The organism is Streptomyces prunicolor, assembly GCF_045162825.1.
Classification (GTDB): Bacteria; Actinomycetota; Actinomycetes; order Streptomycetales; family Streptomycetaceae; genus Streptomyces; species Streptomyces prunicolor.
Window position 1 is genome coordinate 9,130,613 of sequence record NZ_CP108676.1, and the last position, 12,615, is coordinate 9,143,227.

Genomic DNA, 12,615 nt, shown 5'->3' on the forward strand with positions numbered 1-12,615 from the left:
CCTGTTCGCAGGCGGGCTGTCCGCGTCGCTTCCCGACGAACCCGAGAGGGAAACAGAACCCCATGACGACCGCCGTCCAGCCGTCCGTCGCCGAGCAGTCCGAGGCGGAGGCCCTCTACCGATTCCAGACCGAGACTCCCGAGCCCGTCCGTACCGCGCTGGGCATGACCGCCACGAGGCTCGGCGGCGGGGTGGTGCTGTCGATGCGCGACGACATCACCCGCTTCTGGAGCAAGGCCCTCGGCTTCGGTGTCACCGCCCCCGTCACCGCCCAACTCGTCGAAGAGGTCTGCGACTTCTACCGCGCGGCGCGCACCCCGCAGGCCGTCTTCCAGATCGCGCCCGCGTTCCTGCCCGAGGACTGGCCGGAGATCTGCGCACGGGAGGGCATCGTCCAGGGCGCCTCCTGGGTGAAACTCGTCGGCACGACCGAGGAGGCCGTCGCCCGCGCCGACGCCCTGGACGTACTCCCCGACGGCATCAGCGTCACCCCGCTGGAGGCCCAACACGCCCTGGAATGGGGCACGGTGATGATGCGGGCCTTCGGAACGCCGGTCGAGCACTACGCCGAGATGGGCGCCGCGACCGTGACCCGGCCCGGCTGGCATCCCTACGGGGCGTGGCTGGACGGGGAGTTGGTCGGCACCGGCACCATGCTCGTGCGCGGCGACACGGCGCAGATGTTCGCCGGCGCCGTACTGCCCCACGCCCGGGGTCGCGGCGGGCAGACCGCGCTGCTCGCCGCCCGGGCCCGCACGGCACGGGAGTTGGGGTGCCGGGTCCTCGTCGCCGAGACCGGAGCCGAGCAGCCCGGCACCCACAACAGTTCCCTGCACAACATGCTCCGCCTCGGCTTCGAGGTGGCCTACGAACGCCCCAACTGGATCTGGCACTTGGAACCCGAAGCGAGCTGAACGGGAGACGTCACGGCATCGGGGCGGTCAGCGCGTCGCGCAGGCCGCCCCGCGAGGTGACATTCAACTTCCGGAAGACACTGCGGAGATGGGCCGCCACCGTGCGCGGGGACAGGAAGAGCCGCGTCGCGATCTGCTTGTTCGTCAGCCCGGTGGCGGCCAGTTGGGCCGCCACCCGCTCCTGCGGGGTCAGCAGCGCGTACCGGTCCCGGCCGTCGGACTCGACCGGCTCCAGCGGCTTGACGGGGATGCCGCTCGCCCGCAGCTCGCCCGCCGCCCGCGCACTCCACGGGGCCGCGCCGAGACGCTCGAACGTGCTGAGCGCCGCGTCCAGATGCACCCGGGCCGCGCCACCCGCCTTGGCGCGGCGCAGCCGCTCGCCGTAGGCCAGACAGATCCGCGCCCAGTCGAACGGCCAGCGCTCGGCACCGGGCGTCGCGATGGCCGCCTCGAACAGGTCGTGGTCGATGAAGTCCGCGGTCGCCATCGCCTCGGCGGCATCCGTCAGCATGGCCAGCCGGGGTGAGATCGACGGGATGTCGGCCCGGCGGAACGCCGCCACCTGCGCGGCCGCCTCCTCGTGATGGTCGGTGCGGGCCGCGGCCTCGGTGAAGTCCAGCAGGAGCCACAGGGCGTGCGGCATGAACCGCGGCACCGCACCGGGCGTACCGAGGGCCCGCAGGAGGCGGTGGGCGGTGTCGAAGTCCGCGTCGCCGAGCGCGGAGAGGGCGCGGATGCGCGAGGCGTAGACCCGCAGCGCGCCCAGCCCGCGCGGATTGCCCCAGGAGACGAGCCGGTCCGCGATCTCCCGCGCGGCGGCACCGTCACCGCGCGCGGCGGCCACAAGTCCCCGCTGGAAGTGGCCTGTTGACGCGGGCAGGCGGTAGTCGTACGTCTCGCACCAGCCGAGGCCTTCCTCGGTCATCGCCAGCAGGTCGTCCCACTGGCCGCCGGAGTAGGCGTCGCCGGCCAGCAGGAACTGCGCCTGGATCGCCAGGGCCATGGCCCCGCCGTCGCGGCCGTCGTCGATGACCCGGCGCAGCGCGCTGCGGCAGCCCGGGAGGCGGTCGACGTGGGAGGCGGAGAGCGAGACGCCGAAGACCCGTACGGGATCGGTCTGTCGGTGCAGGCCGCGGACGAGGTGGTCGAGCCGGTCGAGGACGGGCAGCGCGCGGTGTGCCGGATCGCCGAAGGCGCCCAGGATCACCGGCAGCAGGCGGCCCGACGTGGGTGGACGCCGTCGCTTCACGACGTCCTCGAAGGAGTGCCACAGCTCCGGCCGGCCGCCGTAGAAGCACACCAGGAGAAGGGTGTTCAGGGCCTCGCGGAAGATGTCCTCGGCACTCTCGCCGTCCCCGGGCCACTCATGGGTCTCGATGGCGCCGATGAGCAGCCGGTGCGCGGTGTCCACATCGCCCTCGCCGTTGAGGAGTCGACTGGCCGCGGCGGTGGCGGCGGCGAGGGAGTCGACGCCGGACGGGTCGGCGTGGCCGGCGTTGTCCAACAGCGCGCGGACGTTGCGCAGATCGCCGGTGATGTTGGCGCCCAGGCAGGCCGCCTCCGCCAGCCGACGAGCCTTGTCCGTTCCGGTGGCGCTCAACTCCGAGGCACGCAGCAGGGTGGTGATGGCGCCGACGGCGTCCCCCCGGCGCAGGGTGCCGTACGCCGCCTCGTGCAGCAGGGCGGCCACCTGGTCGTCGGGGCCGACGGCAGCGTCGGCGAGATGCCGGGCCCGGTGCTCGGAGCCCTCGGGGAGTTCCGCGGCGAGCGCCCGATGCGCCCACCGGCGCTCCTCGCTGGTCGACAGGTCGATCACCGCGGAACGGGTCAGCGGATGCCGGAACTCCAGCCGCCCTGTCACGCCGTCGACCTGGACGACTCCGGCGCGCTCGGCGGGGGACAGCCCGACGAGACCGTCCGGTCCGTCCGACGCCCGCTGCAGGATGTGCAGTTCGCCCGAACCGTCCAGCACGGCGAGCAGCAGCAGCTTCCGCGTCGCCGCGGGGAGCGCCGCGACCCGGGTGGAGAAGATGTCCTTGAGCCGCTCGGTCAACGGCAGTACGGCGGGCAGGGTGCCCCGCTCCGTCTGCTGCAAGTCGTCGAGCGGGACCGGGAGTTCGAGCAGGGCCAGGGGATTGCCCCGGGCCTCCGCGACCAGTCGCCGGCGGACCCTGGCCGCCATCGCGGGGAACCGGTCCGCCACCAGCTCGTTCGCCGCCGCGTCGTCCAGCGGCCGGACCTCGTACTCGGGTATCCCGATGTTGCTCAGCAAGGACTCGTCCCCGGTGCGGGACGCACCCAGCAGGGCGATCGGCCCGGTGCGCGGGGAGCGGGCGAGGGTCCCCAGGACCGTGGCGCTGGACCGGTCCACCCACGCCGCGTCGTCGACGATCAGCGCGAGCGGACCGGTCTCGGCGGCGGCCTGCACCAGCAGGGCCTGTACGGCGTTCATGATGGCGAGCAGTTCGGCCGGCTGCTCCTCGGACAGTCCGCGGACCGCCTGGAGGGTCTCCGCCTGCCGCGCGGGCAGTGCGGGAATCCACTCGGCCAGCCGTTGCAGGAGCTGGTTCAACGCCGAGAAACCGATGCTCCTCCGGTACGGGCAGCCGGAGATCCGCAGCACCCGGAAGCCCGCTTGGGACGTGCGCGCCGCCGCGGCGTCCAGCAGCGCGGACTTGCCCACCCCGGCCTCCCCGGTCAGTATCAGCGCGGCTCCCCGCGCGAGGGCGGTGTCGAAGTGCCGGTCGAGGACGGCCAGTTCGGCCGACCGTCCGATGAGGGCCGGCGAGGTGAGGGATGCCGGTGCCATGACGCCTCCCGTAGGGGTCGAGCGGGAACAGGAACGGTCCAAACGCCTGAGGTCAGGTCACGCGATGCGGGTGGCCGCCTCCGTGGCCGCGTGCTGGACGGCGACACGGTCGGCCTTGACCGTCTCGCCGTCCACGACGACGGCCTCGCCCGCGACCCAGACGTCCTGGACCGCGCGCGAACCGGCCGCCCACATGAGGTTGGCGAGCAGCCGGCCGTCCTCGACGTCGAGGCCCGCGGCGAAGTGCGGCCCGTCCACCGAGAGATGGATCATGTCCGCCCAGTTTCCCGGGCGGAGCGCACCGATGTCGGTCCGGCCCAGGGCCGCCGCTCCGGCCGAGGTCGCCATGAGGAAGGCGTCCGCGGCGGTGAGGGCCATGGCGTCGGCGGTGGCGAGACGGGAGAACATCATCGCGAGGCGGGCCTCCTCCCACAGGTCGAGGTCGTCGTTGCTCGCGGGCCCGTCGGTGCCCAGGCCGACGGAGACGGACGCGGCGCGCAGGGCATGCAAGTGGGCGATGCCGGAAGCGAGTTTGGCGTTCGAGCCCGGGCAGTGCGCGACACCGGCACCCGATTCGGCGAGCAGCCGGATGTCGTCGTCGGAGAGATGCACCGCATGGGCCGCGAGCAGCCGACCGTCCAACAGCCCGGTCTCCTGGAGCAGTTGAGGAACCGAACCGTGCAACTCGCGCTGGGTGACGTCCTCGGCGAGGGTCTCCGCGACATGGATGTGCACCAGGGCGCCGCGCTGCGCCGCCTCCTCCGCCGTGGCGCGCAGTGCCTCGGGCGGCAGGGTGTAGGCGGAGTGCGGGCCGTAGCAGAGTTCGACGCGCTCACCCGGTCCGAAGCGCAGTCCGTCCGTGTCGATCCACTTGCCGATGGCCGCGAGAGCGGTGCGCCAGTCGTCGCCGGGCCGGTCGAAGTAGGCGGGCGCGATCAGCACCCGGCTCCCGGCCTCCAGCGCCGCGTCGGCCACCTGCTCGGCGTGCGCGTACATCTCGGCGCTGGTCGTCACGCCGTAGCGGAGCATCTCGACGCAGCCCAGCAGCATGCCCGCGCGGGCGTCCCGGGGGTTCATGCGGGACTCGGCGGGCCAGATGGCGTCCTGGAGCCAGGACAGCAGCGGGAGGTCGCCGCCGAGTCCCCGCAGGAGTGTCATCGGGGAGTGCGCGTGGGTGTTGACCAGGCCGGGAGCGAGGATGCCGGACAACGAGGTGACCGGGACGCCGGTCGGCAGCGGGGGAGCGGTGGCCGCCGTACCGCAGAAGGCGATGCGGCCGTCCGCGTCGACGTCGACCACGGCGTCGCGCAGGACGGAACAGGACGGGTCGGCCGGGAGGACCACGGGGGCGAGAAAGCGATGGGACACGGACATGGGGGAGAGCTCGCTTCCGGAGGCAGTGCTGTCAACGGGAACAAGATGCGGGACCGGTCCAAAAGTTCGATCCCGACGGCGTGAACTCGATCACAGGAGTGGGGAAACGGGGCGTTCCGCTGTCATGAGCATCGCCGGTTTCGGGTGGATAGGATGAGGTGTGTCTTCCTGGAGCCAAGCGCTGACCTTCTCCTCCGCGAGTGCCTGGGACGAGGTCTTCACCGACTTCCACGGCGCGAGCCGCATCAAGGTGCCGGACCGCGGCGCCCCCTGGACCGGGCGCCTGGAGTGGCAGCGGTCGAAGACCTACGGCCTCGCGCAGTGTTCGGGCGGAGAGGAGGTGGTCCAGCGGGACAACCGGCACATCCGCGCCGATCCCCGCGGCACACACGAACTCCTCGTCCCACTCGCCGGATCGGCCTGGGTGGAGCAGGCCGGGGCGTCCGGCGAGATCGGGCCCGGCGCCATGGCGCTGTGCGACATCGACCGGCCCCTGACGTTCGCGCACGGCACCGACCTCCGCAGCATCTCCCTGATCGTGAACGGCCACAACCTCTCCGCACGCAGCCGACTCGCCGCCGGAGGACCGCAGTTGCTCCACGGCGACCGCGGACTCGGCCGGGTCGTACGGCAGTTGATCACCACCCTGCACGAAGAGCGCGAGCACCTCTCCGAGAACACCTTCGACATCGCCTGCGACCGGCTCCTCGACCTGGTGTGCCTTGCCGTGGAGGGCGGCGTCGACTCGGCGCCCACCGGTCAGCGGGCGAGTGTCGAGGCCGCGATCCGGCGCTACGTCCGCGAGCACGCCTGCGACCGTGACCTGGACGTCGTCGCCATCGCGCGAGCGCTCGGCTGGTCCGCGCGCTACGTCCAGCAGGTGCTCCAGGCCGCGGGCACCACCGCACGCGACCTGGTCCGCCGCGAACGGCTGAACGTCGCCAGAACCCGTCTGGCGAGCGCCAGTTGGAGCACGTACTCGATCGCGGAGATCGCCCACGCCAGCGGCTTCGGCAGCCACGCCTCCTTCGCCACCGCGTTCCGCGCGGAGTTCGGGACGACTCCGCGCGAAGCCAGGGGCAGCCGCTAGGAGTTGACCGGCGGGGTGAAGTACCGGCGCGGGTTGTCGACCAGCATGGTGGTGAGCTGCGCCTCGGTGACACCGGCGGTGCGCAGGGCCGGCAGCACCTGGTCGTGCAGGTGGGTGTGGTGCCAGTTCGGCGCGATCTGCTCCCGTACGCCCGGCGGGAACCAGTCGATGTGGCAGGACGCGTCGTGCGACAGGACCATCCGCTCGGCGAACCCCTCGCGAGCGAGCGCCGCCACGGTCGCCACCCGCTGGTCCTCGGGCAGCAGGGCGTCGAGACCGAAGCGGTCCATGCCGACGTACGAACCGTTGTCGATGAGCTGGTGCAGATAGTCCAGGTCGGTGCTGTCGCCGCTGTGCCCGATGACCACCGCGCCCAGATCCACGCCCTCGCTGCGCAGCACGTCCTGCGCGACAAGTCCCGTACGGGCGACGGCACTTGTGTGCACCGTGATCGGAGCACCGGTACGCAGATGGGCCTGGGCCACCGCGCGCATCACCCGCTCGACACCCGGGGTGAGTTCGTTCTCGATCGCGCACTTCAGGAACGCGGCCCTGATGCCGGTGTCCGCGATGCCCTCGGTGAGTTCGCGGACGAACAGGTCGGTCATGCCCTCGGGGCCGCCGAGCAGGGTGCCCGGGCCGTGGTAGCGGAAGAAGTCGGGGATGTCGGCGAGGGTGTAAATGCCGGTCGCCGCAACGATGTTGAGGTCGACCTGCTCGTTCACCAGGGCGACGCGAGCGACATTGCGGCCGAGTCCGATGACGGTCGGATCGACGAGTGTGGAGACACCGGTCGCGGTGAGGGCCTTCAGCCGGGAGACGGCGTCGGCGATGCGTTCCTGCTCGTCCCAGGTCTCCGGGAGGCTCTGGCGGAGTTCCTCACTGACGACGAAGACGTGCTCGTGCATCAGGACGGAACCGAGGTCGTTCACGGCTACCGGGCCGCGCACGGTCTGGACTTGGGGGACAGGACGGGCGTCTGGGGCTTGAGGGGTCGTCATGCTGATCCTTCGGTGCGTGCCCGGTGCGAACACCTGTTGAACGGGCGCTCAGGGGCGGGGAGTTGAGGTGTGGGGAGGGGAAATCGTCAGGGGTGCAGCAGATGGGGGACACAGGAGGCGACAGGCGTCAGGCGTCGGCCGCGGCCTGCCTGACGAGGTCGGCCACGGCGTCCGGCCGGGACACGTACACGGCGTGGCCGGCGTCGGCGCCGGTGACCGTGCTGCCCGCCCGCCGGGCCATGGCCCGCTGCGCGGGCGGCGGGATCATCCGGTCGTCGGTCGCCACCAGGTACCAGCTCGGCTTGTGCCGCCAGGCCGGTTCACCGATCGCGCCGCTGAGTGCGTCGAGCCCCCACGGCACCTGCGAGTCGGCCATGAACTCGGCCTCGGCCACCGGGAGATCGGCCGCGAAGGACGCGTGGAACTTGTCCCGGTCCAAAAACAGGAACCCGTCGACCGGCGGCAGGATCGGCGGTACCGGTGCGCCCGGCGCGGGGTCGGCGATCAAGGTGTTGACGGACTCGCCCTTGTCGGGCGCGAACGCCGCGATGTATACGAGCCCGGCAACCCGTTCGTGGTTACCGGCCTCGGTGATGACGGCCCCGCCGTAGGAGTGCCCGACCAGGATCGCCGGCCCGTCCAGCGCGTCCAACACCCGCTCGGTCACCGCGACATCGCCCGCGAGGGACAGGGTCGGATGCTGCACGACGCTCACCCGGAACCCGTCGTCCGTCAGCAGCCGGTACACCTCCCGCCACCCGGACCCGTCCACGAACCCGCCGTGGACGAGTACGACGTTCTTGACCAGTTCCGTATCCATGGACCCGACTCTTCCAAGGTCACACGGGTGCCGTCTTTCGCGCCGGCGCGCAGTCCTTTCGCGGGAGCGTGATCCCGGCACGGGCGGAAGGCCGCCGGGAATCCCGGGGTCGGCCGACATGGTGCCTCACGTTCGGCGGTCATGTCGCCCATAGGGCGTTACGTCATCATCTTCCGCCCCGCGCTGATACGTTGCTCGGGCGTCGGAGCACCCCCACACCCGCCGCATCCGACGCCCCCACACATCCCCCGAAGAAGGAGAGCCGAGTGGCCCCGCACGGGACGCGCCGCAGCCTGCCGGCCCTGTTCACCGTCGCCCTCGCGCTCGTGCTGCTGACCGGGCCGGCCTGCGTACCCGGTGTCGAATCCCCGCCCGCGCCCGCGAGAACCGCCCCGGCGCAGGCGTCCGGCCCGCCCACGGCCTACGGCGCCTACGTCGGCTACGGTGCCGACGCCGTGCGCCGGGTCGCGGAGTTCGGGGCCTGGCTGGGGCGGCCCGAACCCCGGGTCGGGCACGCGTATCTGCCCGGGGAGAACTGGAGCGACATCGAGGGCGCCTCCAACGACCTTGCCCCGTGGGCCGATTGGCGTCGGAAGGAGCAGGACCGGTTGCTCGTGCTCAACGTGCCGATGCTGGACCGCAACGAGGCGCACCTTCCCGACGACGTGGTCCGCGCCGAGTTGGCGGACGGGGCGGCCGGGCGCTACGACGACCACTTCCGCGCACTCGCCCGACGGCTGGTCCAACTCGGCGTTCCGGACACCGAGATCGTCCTCGGCTGGGAGATGAACGGCACCACCTACACCCACCGTTGCGCGCCCGCCCCCGCCTCCTGGAAGGGCTACTGGACGCGCATCGTCACCGCGATGCGATCCGTCCCCGGGCAGCGCTTCCGCTTCGACTTCACGCCCACCCGCGGCCGCGACGCGATCCCCTGGACCGAGTGCTACCCCGGTGACGACTACGTCGACGTCATCGGCATGGATGCGTACGACGCCCCGCGCGGTCTGTCCTTCTCCCAGCAACTGACCGAACCGTATGGGCTGTTGGCGCAGGTCGACTTCGCCCGCGCCCACCACAAACCCGTCGCCTACCCCGAGTGGGGCCTGTTCGACAACGGCGACAACCCCACCTACATGCGCGGCATGCTCACCTGGATGGCCGGCCAACACCCGCTCTACCAGACCATCAGCGACTACTGCCCGCACGGCGTGTGGCGTTGCCGTGACAACCCCAAGTCCTCGGCCGTATACCGCTCCTTGACGGACGGTCAGTCATGAGGGGGGCGGAGAACGGCACCCGCCGTTCTCCGCCCCCCTCAGGCGTCGCGCACCGAACTACCGCTCTACGGCGTCCACTTCACGTTCGGATTCACCTGGCCGGTCCAGTTGAAGATCGCCATGTTGTCCCAACCGTCCCCGCTGCCCGAGATGTTGGCCGGGTCCCAGCCGTTGCCGGTGACCGCGTACCAGGTCGGCTCCCAGTAGAAGACGCCGATCGCTCCCGCGCTCCGGGCCGTGTTCTGCACCGCAGTGAACTCCGCACCTTGGCCCGCCCACGTGAGTGGATAGCCTGAGCAGCCCGTAGTCACCGAGTTGGCGGTGCCGTCAGCGTCGGACGTCGTGAACGGGTAGGCAGTCTCCGCGATGATGACGTCCTTGCCGTAGCGCGACTTCATGTCCGAGACGACGCTGCCCATGTTGGCCAGCGTGCCGTGCCACATGCAGTAGTAACTCAGCCCGGTGATGTCCCAGTTGACGCCCTGGGCCTTGATGCCGTCGTAGAACCAGCGGGCGTTGGAGTCGCTGTCCGCGTCGGCCGTGTGGATGATCACCTGGGTGGAACTGTTGCACGCCTTGGTCGCGTTGTAGCCCGACTTCAGCAGTAGCCCGAGGTTGGTGAAGCTGTTGTTGACGACCTTGCCGTCGTCCCACAGCATGCCGACGTTGATCTCGTTGCCGATCTGCACGCTGTCCGGGGTGGTGCCCTGGGACTTGAGACTGTTGCAGACGTCGTAAGTGTAGTTGTAGACGTCGGTCTGCAGCGCGCTGATGCCGTGGCTCGACCAGGCGGCGGGCTTGTACTGCTTGCCCGGGTCGGCCCAGGTGTCCGAGTAGTGGAAGTCGATCAGCAGCTTGAGGCCCTTGGCCTTGACCTGCTTCGCGTACGCCAGCACCTTCGCCTTGTTGTTGTAGCCGCTGGCGGGGTTGTTCCAGATCCGCAGGCGGACGTAGTTGACGCCTGCGCCCTTCAGGATGTCGAGCGGGTCCTTGGCAGTCCCGCTGGAGTCGTAGTACTTGGCGCCGAGGTCGATCGCGCGCTGCGCGGACGAGACGTCGGCGCCGAGCATGGTGAGCGAGTTCGCGGCAGCGGCGTTCGTGGGGGTGAGCATCGCCGCCGGCAGGGCGACTGCGGCCAGCAACAAGGCGGCCTTCACTATGCGGCCCGGGATTTTCACGGGGTACCCGACCTCCTTGGGTCGACTGACATGCGCATGCGGATGGGTCTGAGAACGTTCACAGTAGGAGAGGTAACAGGCGCTGTAAATATGTGTGTCGGTTGTATTTCCCGCAGTTGGTGGGCGTCTCGAACGAGCAAGTGGGATGGGAACGTACACAACCGTGTGGGCACAGTGGTACCGGGGTACTACGCCCGCGCCCTCAATGACCCCCCGGTACGACGGTTTTGAACCCCCCGCCCTCCTAGCGTTGCCGGTGGGAAGGCCCAGTGGGGGCGGTGGCACGTGAGCGTGAGGGATGTCGATGATCGAGGCGCAGCAGCTGACGAAGCGGTACGGGGAGAAGACGGCGGTCGACCGGCTGGACTTCGTCGTGAAACCCGGTACGGTCACCGGGTTCCTGGGCCCGAACGGCGCCGGGAAATCCACCACGATGCGCATGATCGTCGGCCTGGACGCACCCACCAGCGGCACCGTCACGGTCAACGGCAAGCCCTACGCCGAGCACAGCGCGCCGCTCCAGGAGGTCGGCGCGCTCCTTGAGGCCAAGTCGATCCACCCGGGCCGCTCCGCGTTCGACCACCTGATGGCACAGGCCCACACGCACGGCATCCCGCGCCGCCGGGTCGACGAGGTCATCGAGATGACCGGGCTGCAGTCCGTGGCGAAGAAGCGGGCCGGGGCCTTCTCCCTCGGCATGGGCCAACGGCTGGGCATCGCAGCCGCGTTGCTCGGCGACCCGGCGACCGTCATGCTCGACGAACCCGTCAACGGCCTTGATCCCGAAGGTGTGTTGTGGATCCGCAACCTGCTGACCGGGCTCGCGGCGGACGGCCGTACCGTCTTCGTCTCCTCGCACCTGATGAGTGAAATGGCGCTGGTCGCCGACCACTTGATCGTCGTCGGACGGGGGCGGCTGCTGGCCGACACCACCGTGCAGGACCTCGTCCGCCACGCGGGCGGCGACACCGTCACCGTGGCCTCCGAACAACCGGCCAGGCTGCGCGAGGTCCTCGCCGGTCCCGGCGTGGAGATCAGCGGCGAGATCGGCTCCGAGGAGCTGCACGTCACCGGGCTGACCGCGCGGGCCATCGGCATCAGGGCGGCCGAGCATCGAATCCCGCTCTTCGAACTCAGCGCGCGCACCGTCTCGTTGGAGCAGGCGTTCATGGACCTGACCCGGGACGCCGTCGAATACCACGGCTCCACCACCGTCGAGACCCCCGGGAGGGCCGCGTGAGCACCATCACCGCGACCGACAGCGCCGCACCCGTAGCGGCGAAACCGGCCCGTCCGCCTTACAAGGTCACCGTCCGCCGCGTGCTGCGCTCCGAGTGGGCCAAGTTGTGGTCCCTGCGCTCCACCTGGATCACCCTGGGCCTCGGCCTGTTGTTCCTGATCGCGTTCGGCCTGATCTCCGCCGCGCACTACAAGTCCGAGTACGGCTCGGGCCACCTGCGGCCGGACGACGCCAACGCCACCGCGCTCGGCATCTCCCTCTTCGGCACGAACTTTGCTCAGCTCGCCCTCGGGGTGCTGGGCGTCCTGGTCACCGCCGGCGAGTACTCCACCGGCATGATCCGCTCCACTCTGGCCGCCGTACCGCGTCGCCTGCCGGTGCTGTGGTCCAAGGCCCTGGTGTTCGGTGTGGTCGCCTTCGGGGTCGCCCTCGTCGGGGTGTTCGTCGCGTTCCCGATCGCGAGCGGCATCGTCTCCGGCACGCCCGCGGCCCTCACGTTCTCCCACTCCGGAGTCGTCCGCAGCCTGCTCGGTGCCGGTCTCTACCTCGGGCTCGTCGGCGTGATCGGCACCGCGCTGGGAGCATGGCTCCGCTCGGTGGCCGGCGGTATCTCGGTGCTGGTCGCCTCGCTGATGCTGGTGCCCGGGCTGATCTCGCTGCTGCCCAGCTCGTGGCAGGACAACATCAGCCCCTATCTGCCGAGCAACGCGGGCGAGGCGATGTTCTCGCTCACCCACGACTCGACGACCCTCTCGCCCGGCGCCGGACTCCTGGTCTTCCTCGCCTGGACGGCGCTCGCGCTGGGCGGAGCCGCCTACCGGCTGCTCAAGACCGACGCCTGAGCCGATTCCCCCCGCGGCCACGGCGCGGCATCCGGCCTGTTCACGGGGCGGGTGCCGCGCCGGTGGT

10 protein-coding genes are annotated in these 12,615 nt (G+C 70.7%); 5 read left to right on the plus strand and 5 right to left on the minus strand.

All coding sequences use genetic code 11. The features are described 5' to 3' along the window. The first annotated feature begins 62 nt into the window (after positions 1-62). Positions 63-914, plus strand: a complete 852-nt coding sequence (locus OG588_RS41465; RefSeq protein WP_405951735.1) for a GNAT family N-acetyltransferase — start codon at positions 63-65, stop codon at positions 912-914. 10 nt (positions 915-924) lie between these two features. Here OG588_RS41465 and OG588_RS41470 read toward each other — a convergent pair whose 3' ends face one another. Both OG588_RS41470 and OG588_RS41475 read right to left on the minus strand, forming a co-directional pair. After that, entirely contained in the window at positions 925-3,723 is a 2,799-nt protein-coding gene (locus OG588_RS41470; protein ID WP_405951736.1) for an ATP-binding protein, read from the minus strand. Between the two features lie 57 nt (positions 3,724-3,780). Next, positions 3,781-5,097: an amidohydrolase family protein gene (locus tag OG588_RS41475; RefSeq protein ID WP_405951737.1), complete on the minus strand. Its 1,317-nt coding sequence runs from the start codon at positions 5,095-5,097 to the stop codon at positions 3,781-3,783. Positions 5,098-5,257: 160 nt separating this feature from the next. On the opposite strand from OG588_RS41475, the gene OG588_RS41480 reads away from it, so the two are divergent. Further along, complete coding sequence (locus OG588_RS41480; RefSeq protein WP_405951738.1) at positions 5,258-6,187, plus strand: AraC family transcriptional regulator; 930 nt, start codon at positions 5,258-5,260, stop codon at positions 6,185-6,187. Here OG588_RS41480 and OG588_RS41485 read toward each other — a convergent pair. Together OG588_RS41485 and OG588_RS41490 are read right to left on the minus strand one after the other, a co-directional pair. Then, positions 6,184-7,188, minus strand: a complete 1,005-nt coding sequence (locus OG588_RS41485; RefSeq protein WP_405951739.1) for a phosphotriesterase — start codon at positions 7,186-7,188, stop codon at positions 6,184-6,186. The genes OG588_RS41480 and OG588_RS41485 overlap by 4 nt on opposite strands. Positions 7,189-7,315: 127 nt before the next feature. Continuing rightward, positions 7,316-8,008, minus strand: coding sequence for an alpha/beta fold hydrolase (locus OG588_RS41490; protein ID WP_405951740.1), 693 nt, complete (start codon positions 8,006-8,008; stop codon positions 7,316-7,318). Between the two features lie 266 nt (positions 8,009-8,274). Between OG588_RS41490 and OG588_RS41495 the strand changes: the two genes are divergently transcribed. After that, a complete protein-coding gene (locus OG588_RS41495) occupies positions 8,275-9,288 on the plus strand; it encodes a glycoside hydrolase family 26 protein (protein ID WP_405951741.1) in 1,014 nt (337 codons plus the stop codon). A 65-nt stretch (positions 9,289-9,353) separates the two neighbouring features. Here OG588_RS41495 and OG588_RS41500 read toward each other — a convergent pair whose 3' ends face one another. After that, positions 9,354-10,466 (minus strand): arabinogalactan endo-beta-1,4-galactanase, encoded by a 1,113-nt coding sequence (locus OG588_RS41500; RefSeq protein WP_405951742.1) that lies wholly within the window; start codon positions 10,464-10,466, stop codon positions 9,354-9,356. 304 nt (positions 10,467-10,770) lie between these two features. Between OG588_RS41500 and OG588_RS41505 the strand changes: the two genes are divergently transcribed. Both OG588_RS41505 and OG588_RS41510 read left to right on the plus strand, forming a co-directional pair. After that, complete coding sequence (locus OG588_RS41505; RefSeq protein ID WP_405953341.1) at positions 10,771-11,706, plus strand: ABC transporter ATP-binding protein; 936 nt, start codon at positions 10,771-10,773, stop codon at positions 11,704-11,706. Further along, entirely contained in the window at positions 11,703-12,548 is an 846-nt protein-coding gene (locus tag OG588_RS41510; protein ID WP_405951743.1) for an ABC transporter permease, read from the plus strand. Before OG588_RS41505 ends, OG588_RS41510 begins: the two co-directional genes overlap by 4 nt. Positions 12,549-12,615 lie beyond the last annotated feature (67 nt).